The organism is Flagellimonas sp. 389 (assembly GCF_018449435.1).
In the GTDB taxonomy this organism is placed as follows: domain Bacteria; phylum Bacteroidota; class Bacteroidia; order Flavobacteriales; family Flavobacteriaceae; genus Flagellimonas.
The window spans coordinates 1-25,718 of the sequence record NZ_JAHCMU010000001.1 but is presented as its reverse complement, the minus strand read 5'-3'; the positions used below and the strand labels follow the sequence as shown (position 1 = coordinate 25,718).

Annotated in this window: 21 protein-coding genes; 12 read left to right on the top strand and 9 right to left on the bottom strand. The window is 39.2% G+C overall.

Annotated elements, in window-relative coordinates; all coding sequences use genetic code 11:
- Positions 1 to 9: 9 nt before the first annotated feature.
- From KIM67_RS00105 to tsaB, 3 genes are read left to right on the top strand one after another with little or no spacing between them, the layout of a single operon-like run.
- On the top strand, positions 10 to 1,125 hold the full coding sequence (locus tag KIM67_RS00105) for an efflux RND transporter periplasmic adaptor subunit (RefSeq protein WP_213829349.1): 1,116 nt from the start codon (positions 10 to 12) through the stop codon (positions 1,123 to 1,125).
- A gap of 37 nt (positions 1,126 to 1,162) precedes the next feature.
- A complete protein-coding gene (locus KIM67_RS00100; protein WP_213829348.1) occupies positions 1,163 to 2,500 on the top strand; it encodes a TolC family protein in 1,338 nt (445 codons plus the stop codon).
- 16 nt (positions 2,501 to 2,516) lie between these two features.
- Complete coding sequence (gene tsaB / locus KIM67_RS00095; RefSeq protein WP_213829347.1) at positions 2,517 to 3,194, top strand: tRNA (adenosine(37)-N6)-threonylcarbamoyltransferase complex dimerization subunit type 1 TsaB; 678 nt, start codon at positions 2,517 to 2,519, stop codon at positions 3,192 to 3,194.
- Here the strand turns inward: tsaB and KIM67_RS00090 are convergent.
- The 4 genes from KIM67_RS00090 to KIM67_RS00075 all read right to left on the bottom strand — a co-directional run bounded on the left by KIM67_RS00090 (position 3,191) and on the right by KIM67_RS00075 (position 7,428).
- The gene (locus tag KIM67_RS00090; RefSeq protein ID WP_213829346.1) at positions 3,191 to 4,012 is read right to left on the bottom strand and encodes a mechanosensitive ion channel family protein; all 822 of its coding nucleotides are present in this window, start codon (positions 4,010 to 4,012) and stop codon (positions 3,191 to 3,193) included. The two genes, tsaB and KIM67_RS00090, sit on opposite strands and share 4 nt — an antisense overlap.
- 73 nt (positions 4,013 to 4,085) lie before the next feature.
- A complete protein-coding gene (locus tag KIM67_RS00085) occupies positions 4,086 to 6,194 on the bottom strand; it encodes a thioredoxin domain-containing protein (RefSeq protein ID WP_213829345.1) in 2,109 nt (702 codons plus the stop codon).
- A 66-nt stretch (positions 6,195 to 6,260) separates the two neighbouring features.
- Positions 6,261 to 6,461, bottom strand: coding sequence for a dodecin family protein (locus tag KIM67_RS00080; protein ID WP_213829344.1), 201 nt, complete (start codon positions 6,459 to 6,461; stop codon positions 6,261 to 6,263).
- Positions 6,462 to 6,531: 70 nt separating this feature from the next.
- Positions 6,532 to 7,428, bottom strand: a complete 897-nt coding sequence (locus KIM67_RS00075) for a NifU family protein (RefSeq protein ID WP_213829343.1) — start codon at positions 7,426 to 7,428, stop codon at positions 6,532 to 6,534.
- Between the two features lie 124 nt (positions 7,429 to 7,552).
- Between KIM67_RS00075 and KIM67_RS00070 the strand changes: the two genes are divergently transcribed.
- The gene (locus tag KIM67_RS00070) at positions 7,553 to 8,551 is read left to right on the top strand and encodes a type IX secretion system membrane protein PorP/SprF (protein ID WP_213829342.1); all 999 of its coding nucleotides are present in this window, start codon (positions 7,553 to 7,555) and stop codon (positions 8,549 to 8,551) included.
- Between the two features lie 151 nt (positions 8,552 to 8,702).
- Here the strand turns inward: KIM67_RS00070 and KIM67_RS00065 are convergent, their stop codons facing one another.
- On the bottom strand, positions 8,703 to 9,890 hold the full coding sequence (locus KIM67_RS00065) for a VWA domain-containing protein (RefSeq protein ID WP_213829341.1): 1,188 nt from the start codon (positions 9,888 to 9,890) through the stop codon (positions 8,703 to 8,705).
- Between the two features lie 15 nt (positions 9,891 to 9,905).
- Positions 9,906 to 10,757: a DUF4349 domain-containing protein gene (locus KIM67_RS00060; RefSeq protein ID WP_213829340.1), complete on the bottom strand. Its 852-nt coding sequence runs from the start codon at positions 10,755 to 10,757 to the stop codon at positions 9,906 to 9,908.
- A gap of 207 nt (positions 10,758 to 10,964) precedes the next feature.
- On the opposite strand from KIM67_RS00060, the gene KIM67_RS00055 reads away from it, so the two are divergent.
- The 7 genes from KIM67_RS00055 to KIM67_RS00025 all read left to right on the top strand — a co-directional run bounded on the left by KIM67_RS00055 (position 10,965) and on the right by KIM67_RS00025 (position 21,702).
- On the top strand, positions 10,965 to 13,172 hold the full coding sequence (locus KIM67_RS00055) for a histidine kinase (protein ID WP_213829339.1): 2,208 nt from the start codon (positions 10,965 to 10,967) through the stop codon (positions 13,170 to 13,172).
- Positions 13,172 to 13,903: a LytTR family DNA-binding domain-containing protein gene (locus tag KIM67_RS00050; protein WP_213829338.1), complete on the top strand. Its 732-nt coding sequence runs from the start codon at positions 13,172 to 13,174 to the stop codon at positions 13,901 to 13,903. The genes KIM67_RS00055 and KIM67_RS00050 overlap by 1 nt, the downstream gene beginning before the upstream one ends.
- A 29-nt stretch (positions 13,904 to 13,932) precedes the next feature.
- Positions 13,933 to 14,445, top strand: a complete 513-nt coding sequence (locus tag KIM67_RS00045; RefSeq protein ID WP_213829337.1) for a gamma carbonic anhydrase family protein — start codon at positions 13,933 to 13,935, stop codon at positions 14,443 to 14,445.
- Positions 14,446 to 14,729: 284 nt separating this feature from the next.
- On the top strand, positions 14,730 to 15,611 hold the full coding sequence (gene fabD / locus KIM67_RS00040) for an ACP S-malonyltransferase (RefSeq protein ID WP_213829336.1): 882 nt from the start codon (positions 14,730 to 14,732) through the stop codon (positions 15,609 to 15,611).
- A 157-nt stretch (positions 15,612 to 15,768) separates the two neighbouring features.
- Positions 15,769 to 18,762: a gliding motility-associated C-terminal domain-containing protein gene (locus tag KIM67_RS00035; protein WP_213829335.1), complete on the top strand. Its 2,994-nt coding sequence runs from the start codon at positions 15,769 to 15,771 to the stop codon at positions 18,760 to 18,762.
- Positions 18,763 to 18,770: 8 nt separating this feature from the next.
- Positions 18,771 to 19,760, top strand: a complete 990-nt coding sequence (locus KIM67_RS00030) for a type IX secretion system membrane protein PorP/SprF (RefSeq protein ID WP_213829334.1) — start codon at positions 18,771 to 18,773, stop codon at positions 19,758 to 19,760.
- A 1-nt stretch (position 19,761) separates the two neighbouring features.
- Entirely contained in the window at positions 19,762 to 21,702 is a 1,941-nt protein-coding gene (locus KIM67_RS00025) for an OmpA family protein (protein WP_213829333.1), read from the top strand.
- Here the strand turns inward: KIM67_RS00025 and KIM67_RS00020 are convergent.
- The gene (locus KIM67_RS00020; RefSeq protein WP_213829332.1) at positions 21,699 to 22,952 is read right to left on the bottom strand and encodes an NRAMP family divalent metal transporter; all 1,254 of its coding nucleotides are present in this window, start codon (positions 22,950 to 22,952) and stop codon (positions 21,699 to 21,701) included. The two genes, KIM67_RS00025 and KIM67_RS00020, sit on opposite strands and share 4 nt — an antisense overlap.
- Positions 22,953 to 23,044: 92 nt before the next feature.
- Between KIM67_RS00020 and KIM67_RS00015 the strand changes: the two genes are divergently transcribed.
- Positions 23,045 to 24,097, top strand: a complete 1,053-nt coding sequence (locus tag KIM67_RS00015; protein ID WP_213829331.1) for a carboxylesterase — start codon at positions 23,045 to 23,047, stop codon at positions 24,095 to 24,097.
- Positions 24,098 to 24,138: 41 nt separating this feature from the next.
- On the opposite strand, the gene KIM67_RS00010 is transcribed toward KIM67_RS00015, so the two are convergent.
- Complete coding sequence (locus tag KIM67_RS00010) at positions 24,139 to 24,933, bottom strand: hypothetical protein (RefSeq protein ID WP_213829330.1); 795 nt, start codon at positions 24,931 to 24,933, stop codon at positions 24,139 to 24,141.
- A 270-nt stretch (positions 24,934 to 25,203) separates the two neighbouring features.
- Positions 25,204 to 25,718 (bottom strand): hypothetical protein (locus tag KIM67_RS00005; protein WP_213829329.1); only part of this gene is annotated, 515 nt, incomplete at its 5' end.

Here is a 25,718-nt window from a genome sequence, read left to right as displayed (position 1 = left end):
AATTTATAAATGAACAAGTATTTAAAATATGGATTAATAGGGATTTTATGTATTGGAATCCTATACGCTATTGTCTATTTTCTAAAACAGAACAGCACTCCGACCCAATTGTATAAAACCGAATCCCTAGAAAAAAAGGATATCGTAAATAAAGTAATTGTAACAGGGAAAGTAATTCCTGAAGATGAAATCAATATAAAACCACAGATTTCTGGAATTATAGATAAAATCCATCTGGAAGAAGGTGCTAAGGTCAATGCAGGCGATTTAATTGCGGTCATCAAGGTTGTGCCCAATGAGCAATCCCTTTACCAAGCGCAAGGCCGTGTTCGCAACGCTGAATTGGCCTTGAACAATGCCAAAATGGAATATGATAGAAACAAAACGTTGTACGATAAAGGCGTGGTGTCCAATCAAGATTACACCAATCAGAAATTGACCTATGAACAGGCCCAACAGGAATTGAAAAATGCAAGGGGTGATTATCAGATTATCCGAAGAGGTTCTATTGGAGGCTCAACTGCGGCTAATACGAATATCCGTGCTACAGTATCCGGTACTATTTTGGAGATTCCGGTAAAAGAAGGAGATCAGGTCATACAAAGTAACAATTTTAATGATGGAACCACGATTGCAACGATAGCAGATATGACCAAAATGATTTTTGAAGGAGAAGTGGACGAAGCCGAGGTAGGTAAACTCCACTTAGGGATGCCTTTGGAAATTAATCTAGGTGCCCTTGAAAAGGATAAATTCAACGCAAAACTTAAGTTTATAGCTCCAAAAGGAGTTGAAACAGAAGGTGCTGTCCAATTTAAAATTGAAGGTGATTTGGTCGTTAGCGACAGTACTTATGTTAGAGCTGGGTATAGTGCAAATGCATCAATCGTTCTAGAGGAGAAGAAAGATGTGCTAACACTTAAAGAGGCATTGTTGCAGTTTGATAAAGATACAGAGCAACCCTATGTTGAAGTTGAAACAGGAGAGAATGAATTTGAGCGCAAAGAGCTTGAACTGGGAGTAAGTGATGGAATTGATGTAGAAATAGTCTCTGGACTTGAAGAAGATGCCAAAATAAAAGTATGGAACAAGCTAGAACGGAAAGAAGATGCCGAGGATGAATAGACCAACAAATTGTATCAATCAAAAAATCGAAAACCGAATGAAACTTAAAATCACTTTACTCCTATTGTTTTGTGCGATGTTCATCACCAACGCGCAAATGAGAAAATGGACTTTAGAAGAATGTGTCGTCTACGCTGTGGAGAATAACCTTACCATTGAGCAGTCAGAGCTTGATTTAGAAACGGTGAAAATCGAACAAAAAGATGCTTTTGGCGGTCTGCTTCCCGATCTTAACGGTGATGCCAGAATAAGTGAAAATCTTGGTCTTTCGTTTAATCCTACTTCACAGCAACCGGTTAGCAAACAGCTTGATTATGTGGGAAACCTAAATTCTAGATGGACACTTTTTGACGGACTTAGAAATTTTAGAAATCTAAACAGGGCTAAGATGAATGCCATTGCCAGTCAATATCGCTTGGATGATTTAAAAGATGATATTCGATTGAACGTTGCCAATGCCTATTTACAGGTATTGTCGAACAAAGAATCGCTCAAAGTTTTTGAAGCTCAATATGCTGTCACTGAGCAGGACCGTAAAAGAACTAAGGAATTGGTGGAGTCAGGTGTTGTTCCCAGAGGGGATTTGTTAGAAATCGAAGCTACCGCTGCTTCTCAAGAGCAGCAAATAGTAAATGGAGAAGCACAAGTCTTAATTTCGCGAGTAAATTTGGCACAACTATTACAGATTACGGATTACGAGAATTTTGACATTGCTGATCAATCCTTTGAAATCCCACCATCGGATATTTTGAAGAATTCACCAAAAGTTATTTTTGATAAAGCGCTTACCTTCAGAAATGATATAAAGCTTGCTGAGACCAATGTGGATTTGGCAAAAGAAGATATCAAAATAGCAAAAGGCGCCTATTATCCAACCTTGACCGCTTTTATAAATTACAATACAAGGTATTCTGATCAAAACCTTAATCCAATAGACTTAACTATCAGACCTTTTACGGAGCAACTTTGGAGGTTTGATGGAACGACCTACGGTTTTCAATTAAATGTGCCATTTTTCAATGGTTGGAACACCCGTAATAGTGTGAAAAGGTCGAAAATTGAGTTAGAACGAACTAAGTTACAATTGGAACAAAACAAACTAGAACTTGAAACTAACATCCAACAAGCACACGTAGATGTAACAACTTTTAGTAAGGCACATGAAGCAGCAATTAAAACACTGGAAGCCAGGAAGCTAGCGTATGATTATGCCAAAGAGCGCTTTAATGTTGGGTTGATGAATGCATTTGATTTTAGCCAATCTCAGGCTAGGGTCGATAATGCTGAGGCTGAGGTCATCAGAACCAAGTATGATTATATTTTCAGATTAAAGATATTGGAATTCTATTTTGGTATTCCAATTTCGTTAAACTAGTATCTTTGTGGCCGCTATGGCCAAAATACTCAATCTAGAAACTGCAACTACCAATTGTTCCGTAAGTGTATCCGAAGGTGATGCTACCATTACCTTGAAAGAGAATAATGCGATAAATTATTCGCATGCTGAACAATTGCATATATTTATAAAAGAAGCCTTGGAAAAGGCTTCTTTGTCTTTTTCAGAGTTGGATGCAGTTGCTGTTAGTAAAGGTCCAGGCTCCTATACAGGTCTTCGCATAGGTGTCTCGGCAGCAAAAGGACTGTGTTTTTCTTTGGATTTACCATTGATTTCAGTACCCACATTAGAAAGTATGGCAAGGCAGGTCAATGCGCAAGAGGGAGAACTGATTATTCCTGTATTGGATGCAAGAAGGATGGAAGTATATTCAGGTGTATACAACAAGGATTATACTGAAGTTAGAGAGGTCAAAGCAGACATTATTGACGAGAACGCCTTCGCTGAATATGTCGCTTCAAATAAGGTGCATGTTATAGGTAGCGGCGCGGAAAAATGTCAAGAACTGTTAAAACATCCCAATTTTATTTTTGATACTTCGGTAGTACCCTCGGCAAAAGAGATGGCGGTAATTTCCCATCAAAAATACCAAGATAGACTTTTTGAGGACGTTGCCTATTTTGAGCCCTATTATTTAAAGGATTTTATCCTCCAAGGAAAAAAAAACAATTAATCAACATCATGCACCACCCGTTGCGGGAATGGAATTTCTATTCCAGCATCGTCAAATCGCAATTTCGATTCTTCATGTACATAGAATTTGGCAGGCCAAAACACTTCGTTTTTTGCCCAATATCGTAACGAAAGGTTTACAGAACTATCCCCTAATGAACCAACATAAACTTCTGGTATGGGGTCTTTCAAAATATTTTCGTTGTCGGCGCAAATCTGTAAAAGAATATCTTTTGCTTCTTTAATACTGGAGCTGTAACCTATACCAATAGTGTAATTGTCCCTTCTTTTATCCTCTGAGTTATAATTGATAATGTTGCCGTTAGAAAGCTGTCCATTGGGAATAATGGCAACTTGATTGCCAAAAGTGTTCAGTTTTGTATTAAAAATAGAGATTTCCTTTACAGACCCGTCCACTCCTTGGGCCGAGATAAAGTCACCAACTTTAAAAGGCTTAAAGAGAAGAATAAGAACTCCACCAGCAAAATTTGCCAAGGACCCTTGTAAAGCCAGTCCGATGGCTAATCCAGCGGCACCTAATATAGCTACCAACGAAGAAGTTTTTACCCCTAATTGTGTCACTACTAATACAAATAGGATGATTTTTAAGGTTATAGAGATAAAACTTTGCAAAAAAGTTTCCAGCGTTTGGTCATAATCTTTCTTTTCGAAAAATTTTCGGACCATCCTGTTCAGGAACTTCACTACCCATAGCCCTACAATCAATAGGATAATGGCTAGTATCAAGTTGGGTAAGAGGTTCCATATCCAATCTATGGCCTTATCGATATGTTGCTGGTAATTTTTTAAATCTTCCATTGGATTGGTTTTTGTTGTACGCAAAATAAAGTTAAGTCGTCTTTTTTTGCAAAACTATGATTATCAAATTCGATTATTTTTTTAACTGTTTCAATACTTCCTCGGCGGAATTAACAGGAATCTTGCATGCACCTTCAATACAAACGTAAACCAAAGTTTCTCCTTCATTGAACCTGTTTTTCAGTAAATCCAAACTTCCATCTCTTTCGGAACCTACCAAAATGCTGTTCGGTAAATAGTTACTGTGGATTTTTTTGCCCAGCTCCTTGTAATCAGCTCCAACGACAGCTATCTCATAAAAGTTCTTGTTCTCATAAAGCACTACATGTAACCAATTGGCAAATCCTTGTGCACTTTTATCAAAATTCTCTTGTATGTTTTTCAACATCTGTTTCGTTGTTTCGCCATAACCTTCATTAGGGAAAAGTTTGTGAAACTTCAATAAATTCTTTGCCATAATGGAGTTTGATGCAGAGATGACATTGTCATTGGTCTCAATACTTCTCCTGATAAGGGATTCATCTTCATCCGAAGTGAAATAGAACATTCCTGATTCCTTATCACTAAAATGTAGTTGGGTATAATCTAAAAGCCTTTTGGAATGGTCTAGCCATTTCTCATTAAAAGTAACTTCATATAGTGCTAGATACGCTTCAATAACGGTGGCATAATCTTCTAGAAAAGCATTGATACTACTTTCCCCTTCTTTATGATTTCGGAAAAGGGAATGGTCGTTTTTAAGCATCTCTTTTTCAATGAACAGTGCATTTTTTATAGCAAGATCAAGATATTCCTTCTCTCCCAAGTAGCGATAAGCATCTACCAATCCTTTGAGCATAAGACCGTTCCATGAAGTAAGAATCTTATCGTCCAATCTTGGCTTGGATCGTTCCTCCCTTTTTTCTTTTAGAACGTACAGTGCCGTACCCATTTTCTGCTTTAAATCTGAAACGGCAATACCATGTTTCTTGGCAATTTCTTCTTCGGATTTATCTCGTATCAATACATAGTTTCCTTTTTCCCAAAAACCATAGGAATTGATATTGTAATACTCCTTGAAAACTTTAAAACCAGGACCTAAGATTTCTGTGAGTTCTTCTTCTTTCCATACGTAGTATGCACCTTCTTCCAGTTCCCCATTTTCATCAAGACTATCGGCATCCAAGGAAGAATAAAAACCTCCATTTTCATCCGTCAATTCTTCTTTTACAAAGTTTATGGTCTCTTCTACCACATTTTTGTATAAATCGTTTTTTGTAACGGCGTAGGCTTTAGCATATAAGCTTGTGAGTTGACCATTGTCGTACAACATTTTCTCAAAATGTGGAACATGCCATTTGGTATCAACCGCATATCTCGAAAACCCGCCACCAACATGGTCATAAATTCCTCCGTACGCCATACGGGTCAATGTGGTATCAACATATTCCATGATTTCAGGTTTGGAATTGGCCGTAGCGTAATGCAAAAGAAAATCCCAATTGTTGGGCATCATAAATTTAGGGGCACGTTTGTAACCGCCTATATAGGTGTCAAAATGTTTGGACCAATTGGTAACTGCTGCATTCAATTGGTCAAGGGAATAGATATCTGAGTTGCTTTTGTTTTCTACCAGATTTATAGCATTTATGCCATTCGCCAAATCACTTGCATATTGTACAACTTTGGATTTATCGTCCTTGTACAAATCCGTAAGCTGCTTTAAGGATTTTATCCAATTTTCCTTGGGTACATAAGTTGCTCCCCAAAATGGCCTTCCATCTGGTAAGGCTACAATATTGAGGGGCCAACCTCCATTTCCAGACATCATCTGAATGGCATCCATATAGATTTGGTCCACATCTGGCCGTTCTTCCCTATCAATTTTAATATTGATGAAGTTTTCGTTCATCATCTGTGCCACTTCCTCATCTTCAAAACATTCTTCTTCCATAACATGGCACCAATGGCAGGCAGCATACCCAATACTTATAAGCAAGGGTTTGTCCTCTTTTTTGGCACGTGCCAAGACCTCTGGTTTCCATGCTTCCCAGTTTACCGGATTATGGGCATGTTGTAAAAGGTAGGGGCTAGTTTCATCAATCAGCGCGTTGGTGTGTTTATGGGTCACTTTGTTTGATTTTTGGGTACAGCCGTACGTTAAGACGAGCAAAACCGATAAAACTGTAACTTTTTTAAGCATTGTACTGATTTAAGCATAAAAAAAGCGCCTATTCAGGCGCAATTTTTATTTTTTGCCACTTATTGATCATTTGACCTCAAAAGTGATTTTTACATTAACTCTGTATTCATCTATTTTTCCGTCATTTACGGAAGCACTCTGTTCATTGATATAAACGGAGCGAATATTCTTTACGGACTTAGATGCGTGTTCTATTGCATTTTTTGCCGCTTGTTCCCAGCTCTTGTCCGAGTTTGCCAATACTTCAATAACTTTTAAAACTGCCATGGTTACTGTTTTTTAAATTATTTCAAGTTAGCAAAAATTGACCAGAATAGAAACTGTTAGGTCCAGAAAACTAGCCGTTTAGTGCAACTACTTCGTTCACTTTATCACCCATCATGTTCTTCAGCATGGTTTCGATGCCGTTCTTTAACGTAAATGTTGAAGATGGACAGCCGCTGCACGCTCCCTGTAGAATCACATTCACGGTTTTACTGTTTTCCTCATAGGATTGAAACAGAATGTTTCCACCATCACTGGCTACAGCAGGTTTTACGTATTCTTCAAGGATGTCAATAATTTGTTGGGAAGTGTCGTCATATTTTGTTGGGGAAAGACTTTCTTCAGCCACTTTTTTGGACTCTTGAATAGCTTCTTTGGATACGACTTCTTTACCATCCATTAAAAAGTTTCTAATGAATTCCCTTAGTTCCATGGTAATTTCGTTCCAATCTGCTACTTCGTATTTTGAGACCGATACGTAGTTTTCATCAAAAAACACCTCTTTTACGAATGGAAAATGGAAGAGTTCTTTGGCTAATTGAGAATCTTTGGCATCATCAATATTCTTGAACTCGTACGCAGTTGGAACAATCTTTTTGTTAGATACAAATTTCATTACCGCAGGATTCGGAGTTACCTCTGCATAAACGGTGACCGCTTCCTTTTTTTGGGTTTCTTCCTCAGTTAAAATAGGCTCTCCCGCATTTAAATAATCAACAAGCTGCTGTGCAACTTCATCCTTAACATCATCCCACTCAACAATATCAAAACGTTCAAGTGCGATAAAGTTACTTGAGATATAAACCGTCTTTACAAAGGGCAGGTAGAACAGTTGTTGCGCTAACGGTGAGTTTTTGGCATCATCTATATTTTTGAACTCATGATTGTTCTTTGCAAGAAAATGATTTGCCTCAAATTTTAGTATTTTGGGGTTGTTGGTGGCAACAACGGTGATGTTATAATCGTTCATAGCTGAAGTTTGTACAAAAATACAAAGTAAATAGGAGAGGTGGAATATATAATAATGTATCGCTTCAACCGTTATTAAAATGTTGATTACCTAAATAAACCCCAACTTTAGCCCTGATCATTTCATGAGAAGCTATCTAACCCCACTGATTATCATCCTATTATTTTTTGGGCTAACAACCAAGGCACAAGAAGGAATACCGGTTTACTTTGACTATTTAGCGGACAATTACTATCTGGTCTACCCATCCATGGCAGGAATAAGTGAAGGGGGAAAAGTTCGTTTAACTGCAAGAAAGCAATGGTTTAATGTTGATGAAGCACCAAGTTTACAGACATTGAATGCTAATTTTAGGGTTGGAGAACGCAGTGGTATTGGAGGTATTCTATTTAACGATTCCAACGGGTATCACTCCCAAACAGGTTTTAAAGCAACCTATGCACACCATTTGCAGCTTGCAGGTGATTTTAGAACATTGAATCAACTCTCTTTTGGTCTTAGTACAGGAATAATATTGAGCAGTTTGGATGAAACCGAATTTGTATCGGTAATACCAGACCCAGCAGTTAGTGGTGTAAAAAATACCGTGAGCTATTTTAATGTTGATTTAGGGGTTTCCTACAATATTTTTGAGTTTTATGCGCATGCCGCCATCTTGAATATTCTTGGAAGTGGTCGCGATTTATATACCTTGGCAGAATTCGATAATTTAAGGAGATATCTATTTTCCGTGGGATATGTTTTTGGAAATAAAACTAGGATAGAACCCTCAGTTTTGTTGCAAATGACGGATTTCACCAAAGAAACAACTGTGGATATTAATGCAAAAGTGTATAGGGATGTTAGTTTTGGAACGGTCTGGGCAGGCTTGTCCTACCGCAGAAGTTTTGATGGTGCACAATTTCAAACGGACGGGGGTTTTGGAGAGCAACGGTTACAATTGTTTACGCCAATAGTAGGTGTTAACCTTAATAAATTTATGTTCTCTTACAACTATTCCTATCAATCTGGAGATATTCGTTTTGATAATGGCGGGTTTCATCAAATAACGCTGGGATACGACTTTGGCCAAAGTGACCAAGGTAAACGTTATGATTGCTACTGCCCTGCGGCAAATAATTAAAATGGACCATTATTTCTAATGGCCCACTTCAACCCAACACCAATACTTAAAACAACGTGTTTTTTATCGTGGTTAATATATTATCGCCACCTTATTTGCCGCTCTTCTGAAAAGGTCAGAACCGTTCAAGGAGACAGTTTTGGGAGAGGCATTAATCCCACTTGTAGTTTTTCTTTGCAGCTTGGTTTTTAATTGCTGACAAGAGTGCATTTTCCAGTTCTCCAGCTTCTTCTTTCTGGTTTTCGATAATATACGCATCACGTTTTCTGTTCAAATCCTGAATCTGCCTCTGGATTTTTGTGCGCTCTGCTTTTTTGCCTTCCAAATATGAGGTTATTTCCTTTTCGGACTTTCCTTTTAATTCTTCTGGTAAATCCTTATCATTTAATTCTGCTAGTTCAAATTCTTCATCTTCAATGGCATCTACCAAATCCCAAGAGGAATTTTTGTAAAGTCTGGAGCTTTTGCTTACGGCACGTTTTACAACCACTGCTTCCTCCATTTCGGCGGCGTTGGAATCTTGCATAGATTGCTGTTCTTTTTTGGCACTGCCCAAAGCACCGTACGAAATGTAGGTTGTATTCAATTTTGAATTCAGTTTTATGATAACATCGTCATAGGGCGTATCTATGTGCACCACTTGTTTGTTATGGTCAATGGCCATGTACTCGCCACCAGTAAGCGTGGCACCATTTTTCCATTTTGTAGAGATGCCTTGTTCATAGTTGCCACAGAAAATAGTGTTGACGATGACATCTTTTTCCTTTGCTTGTGATGTAGCATCCTTGTAGTTCAACTTACCTTGCGTAAACGGCTCGTTACCGGCAATAAAAATCATTTTCAGATCATCTGCATTTTTTCCCCAGTCCAACTGTTTCAAGGAAGTATGAATGACCTGTCCACAGAATTCCTCGCCACCGTTGGTAGTAAGCGAAAATAATTTTTCGGAGATTTCATCCAAATCACTGCTAAAACCAATAACCTGCCTAATATACCCTTCGTTGGAAGCCAGATTATCGTTGCCGTATTCATACAGCGCTATCTCTAGCGATGGTCTTGTCTCATTTCCACATTTGGCATAAGTGAATTCATTTACGATATCCCAAAGTTGTGCTTTGGCTTGATTGATAAGACCGTCCATACTATTGCTGGTATCCAATAACAAAGCAACTTTTACAAATTGTTTTGACGGTTTTTCAGAGACCGTTGTAGTAAGTAGTGCGGTTTCTCCCTTATTGCTATTGTCTATATTCTCTTTTGATTTTAGATTACAACTATACGCAGTTCCTACTGCAATCGTAAATAGTGTTATTCCCATTAGGTGTTTAAAATGTTTCATAATTCAGCGTTTTAATTATTCTTTGATTTTCAATTTTTCTATGATCAATAATGCCAAGTAGGCGAACAGGGACATAAAGGCGAAAGCTGCCATTGTCATTAAATAGGTCTCTATTGTCCATTTTAGCGCATTGGTAATATGTTTTAGGAACCCAATTTTTATTACAGGGCTTTCACTTAAGGTAAATTTGATAGTGCAGAATTCATTCTCATCGTCAAAATTCCCAAGGCTTACCCCAAGTTCTTGGAGCTGTTGTTCAATTTCCAGAATTCTGTTTTCCAAAAGCATGTATTCATTTATTTTTCCACCTTTAGATTTTAGTTCTACCAACGATGCCCTTATTTTCTCTAGCGATGATTTTCTGGCGTTGAGTTCCCTATATTCGTTTGTCTTGTCTTTTTTAGTGATTTCTTTTGCCTGTATTTTTCCAATCTTAATAAGATTTTGAAATAGCTGGTCAAAGTTTTCAGGTGGAACACCTATGGATAGGTCCAATCGTCTAAAGCCCTCATTCCCGCTCTTGTTCTCAAATTGAATTAAGCCATTAAGTTTTTTGATTTGTTTTCGGATTTGATTCTCCTCTTGGTCAAACTCATGTGAAATGGCCCTTGCAGTAGCAATTTTTTCATACTTCTGGTCCAAATTTGAAGATGGTGACTGGTTGGATGCTGTATACTTTATTGAGGCATAGTTTTTCCTTCCATCAAACTCAAACGACTTATCCGCGAGAATAATAGGATGGTGAACTTCTTGTGGCGTTCCATCATTCGTATATCCATAGATTATCCTGAAAATGAGAAGGATCAAAAAACCTATGGTCAAACCAATTGTGAATTTCCAAAACCTATTTCGTTTAACTTTTTTCATGTGTTTTATGAATTTTGATGGTTTAAAAGTATTGCTGACTTTTTTCAATAAAAATCGGGAATGAGGGAACTGTGGCTTATAATGAGTGTGCACAACAAATGACTTTGTAAAGTGGTTAAATAAGGGAGTTTTCAGTGGTTTTTCATGAAAAGCTAATTTTTTAATACGCTTTAGATGCACTAAGTTTACCTTGGTATTAAGGAACAGATGACTAAAACAAAACACATACTTTTTCTATTCCTGATTATTTTTTATTCAGGTTTTGCGCAGGTAAGCAATGAACGTTCGCTTTTGCAGATTAAAGGTTCCGTAAAAGGAAAAGAGAATTTTGTTCCAATTCCAGATGTACAGGTGTCCACGAACGCAGGCAGTTTTACTACGACAAATAATTTTGGGGAGTTTACCATTAGGGCCGCTATTGGCGATATACTGATTTTTGAAAGTTTTGAATTTGAAACTGTTCAACATCGGATAAGGTCAGATGAGGATGTTGATGTACTGGTTGAAGGGTATACTGTCTCAAATAAACCAAAGAGCAAGAGCAGAGTGGGTTCAAGTAGTGCACTCAACCACCAACGCTCTTTGGATTCCGCTAATTTTTATAAGAACAAGGATTTAGAAAAGAGCATAGATTTTATTGCACAATCCATAGCGCAATTGGAGCGAAGAGGCAATAAAAGTGAACTGTCCCAGTCGTTTATCACGCTTGGCGAGATCTATCTGTACCACAAACAATACGACCTTGCCATTACAAATTTTAAGGACGCTCTGGCTGCGAAAAAAACAATAAAAGCTGCATTGTTGCTCGGAAGAGCATATATTTTAAATGGGGAATTTACAAAAGCGGAATCTACGCTTTCCCCTTTGTCCGAATTGAAAAACATGATTCCTTATCAACGCATTGAGCTTTACGAAGGATTGGGTGATGCCAATAAAGGGCTGTCGCAAGTAAAGAAAGCTGTCGATTTTTACCAAGAAGGTCTTCGGATAGCACAAAAGAATCAGGTTTCTCCTAAAATAATCGATTTAAACTCCAAGATTGCAGATGCTTATGCAAGTGATGACAAATTCGTCGAAGCAGAAGGATTTTACAACAATTCCCTAAACCTATCCAAAAAAGTTGCTCCCGAAAGGTTGATTGAGGAAAATGAAAAAGTAGCGGACTTTTATAACGTAGAGAGCCGTTTTGATGATGAAATACAATTGCGTAAAAAGAGTTTGAGCCAGTTGCTGCAATTGCCAACGCAGACCGTAGCTAAGGAAAATAAGGGACTGGAGAATTCAGATTCCATAACCTCACAGCAAATAAATTATAAAATTGCCAACGCATACATTGCACAGGACAAACTGGATGAAGCCATTCCCTATCTGGAACGCAGTATTGTAGAAGCCGATAGCGAAGATGACCTGGTGGTGCAGAAAGATGCCACCAGAAAACTGTCAGAGGTATACCGTTATAAAGGGGATTTTTCAAAAGCATTGGAATCGTACCAAGACTATGTTGCCGTAGTGGACAGTCTTTACATACGAAAGGAGCAAGAGATTTCTAGGGCAGCAAGATTCAATAGGGAAATAGCCACAAAACAAAACCGTATTTCCAGTCTGGAACAGGAGCGTGAACTTTCCCAAAGCAAGTATAGTTTAGCGGTAACGGAACAGCAACTCTTTCAAGAGATGAGCAAAAGACAAAAATGGCTCATTTATTCTTTGATTTTTGGAATGGTATTGATGGCGCTCACTGCATTTCTCTTTTATAGGAGCAACAAACAACAAAAGTTGGCGAATAATCTTTTGGCATTAAAATCGCTTCGCACCCAAATGAACCCACATTTTATTTTCAATGCGCTCAATTCGGTAAACAATTACATTGCCAAGAGCGATGAGCGAAGTGCAAATAGATTCCTAAGCGATTTTTCGGTTTTAATGCGTAGCGTTCTGGAAAACTCTGAAGAGGATTTTATTCCGCTCTCAAAGGAGCTGAATCTATTGGAGTTGTATGTTAAACTGGAACATTCCCGTTTTTCGGATAAGTTTGACTTCGAAATCAATATCGATAAAAAGATAGATATAGACGCCTTTGAAATTCCACCGATGTTGCTTCAGCCTTACATTGAAAATGCAATTTGGCATGGTCTGCGTTACAAAGAGGAGAAAGGCTTTCTAAAAATTGAAGTTGACCAAATCACCAACGAGATTTTAGAGATTAGGATAACTGATAATGGTATTGGAAGAAAAAAATCCGCAGCCTTAAAGACGTCGAATCAGAAGAAGCAAAAATCAAAAGGAATGGGGAACATTAAAAAACGGATTCAGATACTAAATGATATGTACAAAAACAAAGTTGATGTCTCCATTTCAGATTTATTGGAAGATGGAACGGGAACAAAAGTATCGCTAAAGCTTAAAAAGGATTAATGAAATTGAAGACGATCATAGTAGAGGATGAGGCGAACAGTAGGGAGATACTTCGGAACTATATTGCCAAGTATTGCGATGGAGTTCAACTATTGGGGGAAGCTTCGAACATTACGGAAGGATTGGAACTGATACGAAAACACGAACTGGATTTAGTGTTTTTGGATGTCGAAATGCCTTTTGGAAATGCCTTTGACCTATTGGATAAAGTACCCGATAGAACTTTTGAAACAGTTTTTGTTACCGCCTATAACCAGTATGCCATGGATGCCTTGAACAACCATGCGGCCTACTATCTCATGAAGCCCATAAATATTGATGAATTGATAAAAGCTGTTGATTATGTCAAGGAAATCAAAGAGAAAGAAAATGCGCTGGAAGGACAGGTGTTAAAAGCCAAGTCGATAAAAACAGAAGGGAAAATAACATTGCCGCAACAAGATGGATTTCAGGTTTTGGATGTTGGAGATATTTACTTTTGCAAAGCAGATGATAATTATACCGAAATTTATTTGGAGCATAAGAAAATCGTGGTCAGCAAAACACTCAAATATTTTGAAGATGCCCTGACCGAATATGCTTTTGCCCGTATTCATAAATCCTATTTAGTAAACGTGGGTGAAGTGGTAAAATATAAAAGGGGAAAAGGGGGAAGCGTAGTTTTGTCCAATGGAAAAGAACTTTCGGTTTCCGCATCAAAAAAGGCAACATTGTTATCTTATTTTCAGTGAACAATAGAAATAAAGAAATATCATAAAATATGTTAATCAAGAGCGTTAGGGGCAAATCCCCAGAGATTGGTAAGGATTGTTTTATTGCAGAAAATGCGACCATTGTCGGTGAAGTTTCAATGGGAGAGCAATGCAGTGTTTGGTTCAATGCTGTTATTAGGGGCGATGTCCATTTCATCAAAATGGGCAATAAGGTAAACGTTCAGGATGGTGCCGTGATACATTGTACCTATCAAAAATCCCCGACTACCATTGGCAATAATGTTTCCATAGGGCACAATGCATTGGTACACGGTTGTACCGTGAAAGATAATGTCTTGATTGGGATGGGAAGTATTATCATGGATGATTGCGTTGTGGAAAGCAACTCTATAATTGCTGCAGGTGCAGTACTTACCAAAGGGACCCATGTTGAAGCAGGGAGTATTTACGCAGGAATGCCCGCTAAGAAAATAAAGGATATAAGTCCAGAGCTAAGTTCTGGTGAAATTGACCGTATAGCTAATAATTATGTAACCTATTCGGGTTGGTTTAAGAAGTAAGGGTTTTTGTTTGTATGATTTTGGTTTAAAGTATTGAATTGTAGGTTTATCTTTTATGAGTTCAGAGTTCAGAGTTCAGAGTTCAGAGTTCAGAGTTCAGAGTTCTGATTTCCAAAGCTTCAGTATTTAAATATATCTAGTTGAAAAACCGATCATCAAACTATCGAATATGCCAATAATCCAGCCATCCAACATACCAAGAATCGAAACATCCAATAATCCATATGTCCGACAATCAAATGTCCAAAATATCCCTATTTTAGCATCGCTTAAAAACTCAACTAATGAACGCATATATTTTTCCAGGACAAGGGGCCCAATTCGTAGGGATGGGATTGGACCTTTATGAAAATCATAATCAAGCACAAGAACTTTTTGAACAAGCGAACGCCATTTTAGATTTTTCAATTACGGACATTATGTTCGAAGGCACTCCGGAAGACCTAAAGCAAACAAAGGTTACCCAGCCTGCTATTTTTTTGCATTCAGTGATTTTGAGCAAAGTACTAGGTGATAGCTTTAAGCCAGATATGGTCGCAGGACACTCTTTAGGAGAATTTTCGGCTTTGGTAGCCAATGGAACCCTAACTTTTGAAGATGGGCTAACGTTAGTTTCAAAACGAGCTTTGGCCATGCAAAAAGCTTGTGAGATTCAGCAAAGTACCATGGCAGCAGTTTTAGGCTTGGATGATGAGGTTGTAGAAAAAATATGTGAGGACACATCTGGAATAGTAGTTCCTGCAAATTACAATTGTCCTGGTCAATTGGTGATTTCGGGAGAAATTGAAGCGGTCAATGCGGCATGTGAAAAGTTGAAGGATGCTGGAGCGCGAAGAGCTTTGTTGTTGCCTGTTGGTGGGGCTTTTCACTCACCGTTAATGGAACCTGCAAGGGAAGAATTGGCAGCCGCTATCGAAGCAACAAAATTTGATGTTCCCAGTTGTCCCATTTATCAAAATGTAACAACTACAGCAGTCACAAATTCAGACGAAATAAAAACAAACTTGATCTCACAACTGACCGCTCCGGTAAAATGGACACAAAGTGTGCAGCAAATGGTAAAAGATGGTGGAAAATCCTTTACGGAAGTCGGTCCGGGAAAAGTGCTTCAAGGTTTGGTGAGAAAGATAGATTCTGGAGTAGAAACTACATCTGCATCGCTATAAAACTGAATTTTCAACAGGCTAAGCGCATTTCACCCAAGAAACTTAGATTTTAGCTGTAAAGTTGTGGCGTTCCTCCGAATTTTAGTAATATTGGCACCTCCCAAACAGCCTGCCAAAGAATGAGATAAGAACGAAACTGAAAACCATTAAATAGGTAATGTTGCCCGTATTAAAAAAGACCTCATCTTTTGTTATCTCTACCCATGGTAAAGGGATACTATCTTTACTTATTTTTACACTGTTTGGTTTCAATATTGGACTTGGTCAAGTAGCCATTATCGTCGCAACTGACGACACCGCTACAGAAAGTGGCCCTACGTCGGCATCTTTCACCGTAAGTCTAGACGCGCCAAACAATAGTGGTGCTACAATTACCGTAAATTATACGGTAAGTGGTACGGCGACTTCAGGTTCCGATTTTCTGGAACTTAGCGGAAGTGTGGATATTCCTGCAACAGCACAAACGGCGACGATAGAGGTAATTCCAGTGGACGATTCCCTGCTCGAAGCGAACGAAACGGTCTCCATAACGTTGGCCGAAGGTACGGGCTATACCGTTGGGGCTCCTAGCAGCAATACCATAACCATAATTAGTGATGATACTGCATCGCTCACCATTTCAGATGCAAATGGTACAGAGGATGCAGGACCTATTGCTTTAACAGCCAGCTTGGACAATACCGTCGAAGGAGGTTTTACCGTGCAGATATCCACAGCCGATGGTACAGCTACGCTAGGCGATAACGACTATATTGGCATAGCGGGCCGAACCTTAAATTTTAACGGTACTGCAGGTGAAACCGTGAATTTTACGGTCACTCCAATTCCTGATACAAAAGAAGAACCCGATGAAACCTTGATTGTTTCCATGGAGAATTTGGGGAATACAGTGTTGACAGTTGATATATCCGATACGGCTACGGTTACCATAATCAACGATGATAGTTGCGTTGCAGGTAACACGGCACCGGTATTGGATGGTTCTGTGGATACTATTTTTTGTGACACCTTTGTCCAAAACCTCGATGACTATACCAATAGTGCTATTCCACCGGGTTCCGATTTGCGATGGAGTACAAATCCAGATGTAACGGTTATGGATGATTATCTCCAAACTAGTTTTGCGTCCGCGCCCGGAACCTACTTTGGTTTTTTCTATGATCAGTTGAACAATTGTGCAAGTCCCACGTTTAATGTTACGCTCATAGCCAATACGACACCTTCTCCCGGAATTGCCAACAATATTTCTGCCTGTACCGGTGGTGGGGGTCCAAGTAGTGTAGATTTAGATGATCAATTAACAGGTGCAGACCCAGGTAGTTGGACTTCTCTTGACGGTGCAGTTATTGGCGCAGGAAATGTTGTGAATTTTAGTGGACTGGCATTGGGAGAATACAGGTTTAGATATGCTACCTCTGGAGCTATATTTCCTTGTGGCAATCGGTTTACGGATTTGGTCGTTACGGTGATTGATTGCACTGTAACTTGTAATGTAGGTACGATTGCTCCAGTTTTAAATACTTCTGAATCAACAGAATTTTGTGATACGATTAATGCTGATTTAAATGATTATGTAACAAGCACTGTCGCACCAGCGGGAAGCGTACTTACTTGGAGTACAAACCCTGACCCTTTAGTTACAGCTGCACATAGAAGTAGTATAGTTACAGGAGCAGCTTCGTATTTTGGATTTTTCTATGATGCTGCAAACAATTGTGCAAGCCCCGTTCTCACGGTTACCTTAAGCCTTAACACAATACCCAATGTCACCGGTACAACAGAAGATACAAGGTGTGGACCTGGAACATTGCTTTTGCAAGCTTCCGCAAGTGCCAGTAGCTTTTTAAATTGGTACAGTAGTTCAACAGGAGGAAGTATACTTGGTACGGGAACATCATTCGAGACACCGTTTATTTCCGAAACCACATCGTTTTTTGTGGAAGCAACTGCAAATAGCTGTTCTTCTGAAAGAGTTGAGGTAGTGGCCACGGTAAACCCTTTGCCATTTGTTGGCACCCCTACCAATACCATTGCCTGTAATACCTTGGGCAATGACGACCCCGCTGTCATAGATTTGGACGATACGCTAACGGGAGAAGATGCTGGTTTATGGAGTATTGTAACCGACCCATCCGGCAGTTTGTCCATAGGTGCCGAAAACATCGTAAACTTCGAGAACTTGTCCATTGGGGATTATGTTTTTGAATATACTACCAATGGCGCGCAGGCACCGTGTGCAAATACTAGTGTTCAAGTAACGATTTTTGTGACCAATTGTGTCTTTGATACGGACAAAGATGGCCTTACAGATAGTGAAGAAAATGATTTGGGCACAGACCCGGGCAATCCTGATACGGATGGTGACGGACTTACCGATGGTGAAGAGGTTTTGGTTATAGACGATCCCAGTACACCTTTGGTTCCTGAAAGGGCTTCTGATCCATTGGATAGTTGCGACCCCTTTTTGACACCTGCTTGTAACCCAGACCCTATTGATTTGGCAATCACCAAGCAAATAGATGAAAATGCTAGGGGATTGAGCGATGGAAGAATTTTGTTGGGAAGCCCCATTACATTTACAATTACGCTCGAAAATACCACAATGGACAGGGTCATTGATATTGTAGTGAACGATGTACTGGGTGAAGGATTCGAATATGTATCCCATACTGAGTCCAAGGGATTGTATGATCCAAATACCGGGGAATGGTCAATAGATGAGTTGACCTCAGAAGAGATTGTCACTTTAGAAATAACCGTAACGCTCAATGCTTTGGGTGTTTTAACCAATACAACATTAATTGTATCAACATTTCCTTTGGATTTTGATGAATCGAATAACGAAGCAAGCGCTTCAATCGAGGTAGTTCCCAGCCCCTGCCAAACACCGGGTACGCTATGTAACATATTCTCGCCCAACGGGGATGGTTTTAATGACACATTGAGATTGGTAGATCATGAACTTTTTCCGAATAGCTTTTTAGAAGTCTTTGACCGTTACGGTAATAGTGTATTTCAGATGAATGGATACGATAGTTCATGGGACGGAACAGGAGATAACGGAGAGCTGCCAAAGGGAACTTATTTTTATATACTTAATCTTGGTGATAGTCCGGAAATAACAAAAGGTTGGATTCAAATTGTAAGATAAATTAAAATATGCCAAAGAATATTGGTCTTATCGTATATATACATTTTCTGCTGGTGGTTTTCGGAGTCATTACAGTTGGTCATGCTCAAAAAGAACCGCAGTATACTCAGTATATGTACAACATCGGTAGTTTTAATCCTGCCTATGTAGGTACAGTGGAATCTCCTGAAATTGCGGGTCTGTACCGCGCACAATGGGTAGATATTCCCGGCGCGCCGACTACCATGCGCTTTGGAGCTAACATACCTTTTGGTAACGAAAAAATGGGACTGGGTTTTAATGTGGTCAACGACCAGCTCGGGCCATCGGATCAAACCTTTATAGATGTGTCCTATTCCTACCAAATCAATATATCCGATATTACGAAACTTTCTTTTGGAATGGCTGCAGGAGGTTCTTTGCTCAATCTTGATTATTCGGAAGGGAGTATAAACAACCCACTAGATCCAATTCTTGGCAATGAAAATGTAAGCAATTTTTATCCTACTGTTGGCGCTGGACTTTTTCTATACGAAGAGGATTGGTATACAGGGATTTCAGTTCCCAATTTTTTAACCAATGGGCTATATAATGATGAGGTAGCGACCATAGTTGAGGATAATCTACAGTTTAATTTGATAGGGGGTTATGTTTTTCAACTATCGGATAGAACAAAGTTCAAGCCTGCATTTTTACTAAATTACTTGCAAAATTCCCCGTTGAATATTAACATATCGGCAAATTTTCAGTTTATTGACGCGCTCACTATAGGTGCTGCTTACCGTTTTGACAATGCTGTCAGTGGGTTGGCCGGTTTTCAAATATCCAATGGGTTGTTTATAGGATATTCTTATGATTACAATACTAATGCACTTGGCGAATTTAGTGGTGGTTCCCATGAAGCGATATTAAAATTTTATATTGGCAGGGGTGGTTTTGGCAGTGGAAATTCCAAAGGAAAAAGGGATAAAAAACTAAAAGGAAAACCAAAACAGATAGATTCTCCAAGATTTTTCTAACATGGTACAAACAAGAAAAATATTCGTTCTACTACTGTTCTCCATTTTTGGGATGACCATTGGCTTTGCTCAATCAACGAAATCCAAGGGAGATGGTTACTTTTTTCAATATAATTATAAGGAAGCTATACAGGCCTATGAACAAGATTTATTAAAAGGAACGCTAGATGAGCAACAATACTTGAATCTAGCAGATGCTTATTTTAAAACAGACAATTTTGAAAAAGCTTCAGAGGCTTATCTTAAGCTTTATGAGAAAGATACATTGATTGGAAACCATCAACTAAATAAATTGATGCGTAGTCTTTCCAAAATTGAGGATAAGACTAAAACAAACGATTTTCTCGCAAAGATTTCACCTAATTTTGATGCTGAGTTTTTAGAAAATCTGGAATTTAATACCCAAATACTTGCTAAGGATAGCAAGGCGGATATAGCGCTGGACTTTAAGATATTCAATTTAAAGACCAACAGTTCCTATTCCGATTTTTCACCTTCTTTTTATGGTGATCAATTATTGTTTTCGAGCGGAAGGCCACAAGATTCAAAAACCGATTATGAGAGCTACTTGAATATTTTTAGCGCTGAGGCAAGACCGGATGGTCAAATTTCTGCTTGGTCAAAACCTTTAACGGAAATTCCAGAATCAAAATATCACAGGGCCACACCGTATTACTCAAAAGGACTCAATGCCATTCTATATGTATTGTCCAATACCGAAAACGGAAAATTGTCTTTTGATAAGAATGGAAAAAATGCATTGGCCATTGGGATGCAACCTTTAGACGGTACTTTTCGTTTATTGCTGAAAGATTTGAGCACTTCTTTCTATTATCCTTTTTATGATGAAATTAGTGAACGGCTCTATTTTTCGGCAAATTTTGAGGACAGTTATGGAGGCACGGATATTTACTATGTGTATACCAATAGAGGGCAGATTATGTCTGCACCTATAAATTTGGGACCAAGGATCAATTCCCCAGGAAATGAAATTGCCCCATTCGTTTTTGAAGATAGCTTTTATTTTTCTTCAGACGTTTTTTATGGCCTGGGCGGGATGGATGTGTACAAATCCAACATGGAAGATGATAGCTTCAGTATTCCTGTAAACTTGGGAGAGGGCATCAATTCTGCCGAAGATGATTTTGGTTTTATCATGAGGAACGATGGAGATGGACTTTTAGGATATTTCTCATCGAATAGAACTGGTGGAAAAGGCAAGGATGACTTGTATGGATTCAAGGTGGCCGAAAGACCTGGTCTTAGAACATTGGTATTCAAAGGAGTGGTGAAGGAACCCGGTAACAGAGCTGTCATGGTCGAAAATGCTGTAGTAAGGCTATTGGACTTGCAGGGTGCATTATTGGCAGAAACATTTTCTGATACAGAAGGGAACTACAGACTTGAAATTCCATGGGAGAAAGAGGTGAAGCTGGAATCTACTAAGGAACGTTACGCTACTTACAGCAGGCAATTTTCTGAAGAAGTGCTGGAAGCAATGAAAAATTCCAACCATACTATTGAAATTGCCGAATATGACGATTTGGTGGAAAAGAAGGAAAACCAAACCGTAGTAAAACTTAAAAAATTCTTTTTTGGTAGAAATTCAACCCAGCTTACGGCCGAAATTGAAACCGAACTTGATAAAGTAGTGTCGTTTATTAAAAGCTTCCCCAGTGCACAGTTGAGGGTAGAAACCTATACAGATAGTAGGGGAGGAAGTAGCACCAACTTTAGGTTGACGCAAAACAGGTCGGATGCCATCAAAAACTATTTGCTCAAGAACGGAGTTTCCGAGTCCAATATTTTATATTCTGTAGGGTACGGAGAAAATAAAATCTTGAACAACTGCACCAATGGCGTTTTTTGTTTGGAAATGCTACATCAGCAGAACCAACGGTCTTTGATAGTGGTCTTGAACGATAATCTTATTTTCGATTAACGGATAACCATCCAAAAATAGTAGAGCGCAAAAAAGGAAAGGAAAAAGATGCCCAGATAGGTTAAAATCCGAAGTCCTGCTTTTGGTTTATTTACCTTTGGAATATCGTTTCCAATTACGGTTTTAAGGTTCATCCATCCAATCAAGGGCGCCATTATAAAAGATACAAAAGTGGCCAAGGCCACCAGATTTCCCATATTGCCACCGAACAAGACGATTACCATCCAATTGATCAATGCCATAAGTAGTACCGTAATGGTGAAAACATTCTTTTTCAATAAATGGTCTTTTTGAGGAAAGAGTTTTTGTAAAACATCTATACTTACCCGCGAAACCGCATCATGTGCCGTCATACAAGTACTGAACATGGTGGCAAACGCAGCTATGGCAATTAAAAAGTAGGCCCAATTCCCAATATGTACTGTAAAAAGGCTCACTACTTGGTTTGCGAAGACTACGGCGCTTCCGCTCAATTCTGTTCCTGTACCGTAAAGGGTCATCCAACCAATAACCAAGAAGAAGATAGCTAGGAGTGCCGTTAAAAAGTAACCCACATTAAACTCTTGTAGTGCCATCTTCAAAGAAGGCTTTTCTTTCATGGTCTTTATATTCTCTATGCTCCAAAGGCTTACCCAGCCAGAAGCTTCCACGGCGGTAGGCATCCAACCCATCAATCCAATTAAAAAAAGAATACCGGCTTCATTAAAGATGGCAGGTCTTTGGTATGTTTCTGCACCGGGCACCTGTCCTTTGTGCAAAACCAAAACAGTAGTAATTATCAATGCAACGAACAGAATAGAAATAACGGCTTTTAAGGAATTTTCCAAAAATCGGTATTTTCCAATGATCAGTACCGCACTAATAAAGATAAACAGTGCTAAAGCAATACTGTTAACACCAATAGATGCAATATTGAACAGGTTAATAAAGAGCCCTGCCGTAACTACATAGAGCGCAGCTAAAATTGTAAAGGTGGATACAAGGGTCACAAAGGCATAGACCCATAAATACTTTTTTCCAAGGTTTAGATAACCTTCTACCAAACTTTTTCCCGTGACCGAGGTATAGCGTATCCCAAACTCAAAAAATGGATATTTAAATAAGTTTGCCAATACTATGGGGATGACCATTACCCAACCATACTGTGCCCCTGCCTTTGTTGAAAGTACCAAGTGGGATGTTCCAATGGCCATACTGGCAAAGAGCAATCCCGGCCCCAGGTTTTTTAACAGCGTTTTCAGTTTTGACATAAATAGTTAATGTACAGTGGTCTAAAATAGTATATTTATAGTATTCCGTAAAAAGCTTTTATAAGTATACTGATAAACCAAAACGATTTAAGATGAAACTGTTCTTTAAAATTGTAAAAGGCGTACTGTTGTTAATTGTCATTCTAGGATTGGTTTATTTCTTTGGACCCAAGGTAGCTGTTCCAGATATGGATAAAACGTTGCCCAAAGTGACTTCAGATTTAGTGGAGTTGGAGGAATGGATAACTAAAAGGGAAGCTTCCGTAGAAAACTTAAAACCAAATAATGACGCCCAAATTATTTGGTTTGATAGTATACCAAAAAAGACCGAATACAGTATCGTGTATTTGCACGGTTGGTCCGCCAGCCGTATGGAAGGGCATCCGTTACATATTGAAACGGCAAAGCGTTATGGCTGCAACCTATACTTGCCTCGTTTGGCAGGGCACGGCCTGGTTGAAAAAGAGGCGATGTTGGACTTAACGGCAGATGCTTTGGTGGCTTCTGCAAAGGAAGCCATTGCCATTGCAAAACAATTGGGGGATAAGGTGATTATTATGGCCACATCTACCGGAGGTACCTTGGCACTCCACTTAGCTGGAGGTGATGCCGATGTTGTTGGACTACTTCTGTATTCGCCCAACATAGAAATTTATGACCCAAATGCAAAACTATTGGGAGGTCCTTGGGGACTGCAATTAGCAAAATTGGTAAAACAGGGCAATTACCATGAACCCGAATCCACCGAGGAGGAAAAGAAATACTGGACCCCAAAATATAGGGTAGAGGCTTTGACACATTTACAAACTTTAGTGGATAACACGATGGTACCAGAAACTTTTGAAAAGGTAGATCAGCCCGTTTTTCTAGGATACTTTTATAAAAACGATTCCATACAGGATAAGGTGGTCTCCGTACCGGCAATGTTGCAGATGTACGACCAACTTGGTACTCCTGAAGATCTTAAGCGCAAGATTGCGTTCCCGGAAGTTGGCGAACATGTAATGACATCTTTTGTTACCTCAAAAGATTTGAGTTCTGTTCAAAAAGAGACCCATTTATTTTTTGATGAAGTTTTAAATATGGCTCCAGTATCGACTGCAACAAAAAAAGGCCAAGATTCAAATCTTGGCCCCAAAAAATGAAAAATACAAAAAATGAAACTATTAGTACTGAAAACCAACCTTTAATTGATCTGCTCCAAAACAAATACATCCACACTTCCTGAAACATCAAGGTCGTTTTCTGAATCGTTGTTGGCAGCAGCTACGGTAAAGGAATAATTGAACGCGAGATTGTTCGTTGTTGTATCAAATGCAACATCCATGATCATAAAGCCGCTAATGCCCGGGCCATCATTATCGTAAGGATCATCATCCAAGACAAAATATTTGTTATCATTTCCAATGACCGCATAGTTGTTCAGCTGTACCGTTGCTTGATTAAAGACTTCGGAAGGCTCTCCAGGATTGGTAATGGATATTGAAATGTCTACATAGGCAACTTGATATACTTCATCTGGAGTACTTAGAAAACGGCGTATCTCAAATTGATATTCAACATCGGGGCCAACTGCGGTAGGAACTACACTGTTATAGGTGTCGATATCATCGCCATCAACTGGCGTATACCTAAAAACTTCAGCATCCGTAAAGGCCATGCCATCTGGCCGTGTGCCTTGGAGGTTTACCGTTATGGAGCCATATTTGAGCATGTCTTCAAGACCAACACCATCGGTACCGTTTTCTCCATTGGTACCATTTTCCCCATCTTCTCCATTGGTGCCGTCGGTGCCGTCCGCTCCCTGGCAGTCAAGCGCATTGAACTCGCCATCTTGGTTACTATCTTCCTCAGCATCATTTGTGCCATTGCCATTGCTGTCCCAACAATTGATACCAGTGGCCCCGGTCTCCCCAATAGTGCCCGGGTCCCCTTTAACACCGTCCAGTCCGTCCTCGCCATCGCAGGATGTTGAACACATGGTCAAAATTAAAAGGCAGGGTAAGAGTATGTTCCTTGGTCTCATAAAAACAAATAGTTTCTTTTTAGAAGAAGTCTATGCCACTTCACGGCATAATATAGTTAAGTCCAATTTTTAAAAGGAGGTAAAATTGACGGATAGGGCATATGAATTGACGGATGAAGAAACTTTAGGATTACCTCTCCAAAAGAGAAAAGGACATCTTTTTTGCGATGCCCTCTCCTCTCTAATACAAAATAAGCTTTTTGAATGCTAAAAATTGGCATGGCATCAATCCTCGACCTCCTCTACTACAAAAACATTCGCCTCGCCCGAAACCTCAAGGGGAAAACCAGTATCATTGAAATCTCCGTCAAACTTAAAATCGTATGAAAAGGTAAGGTTGTTGGTCACCGGATCAAAAGCAATGTTGGAAAGCTCCGCTGCGGAAGCATTTGAGGCATTCAAAATAAAGTACTTGTTATCATCACCGATCACGGCATAGTTATTTATCCCAAAATTGACTTGAACAATCTCTTCCTCAGGATCACCCAAATTATTGATTACGATGAAAAAAACCAAAGCTGTTTCTTGATATACATCATCAGGGGCACTTAAAAAACGCAATAAACTAAACTTGTACTCTTGGTCATTATCGAATTCAGTTATCGTCAATGTATTGTAAAAACCGTTTTCATTTTGGAGGGTAACGGGCGTAAACTTAAAGTCCGCGCTGTCCTCAAAGGGAACACCGTCCGGTCTTGTGCCTTTGAGGGCCATGGTCACGTTGCCGTATTGTGTCAACT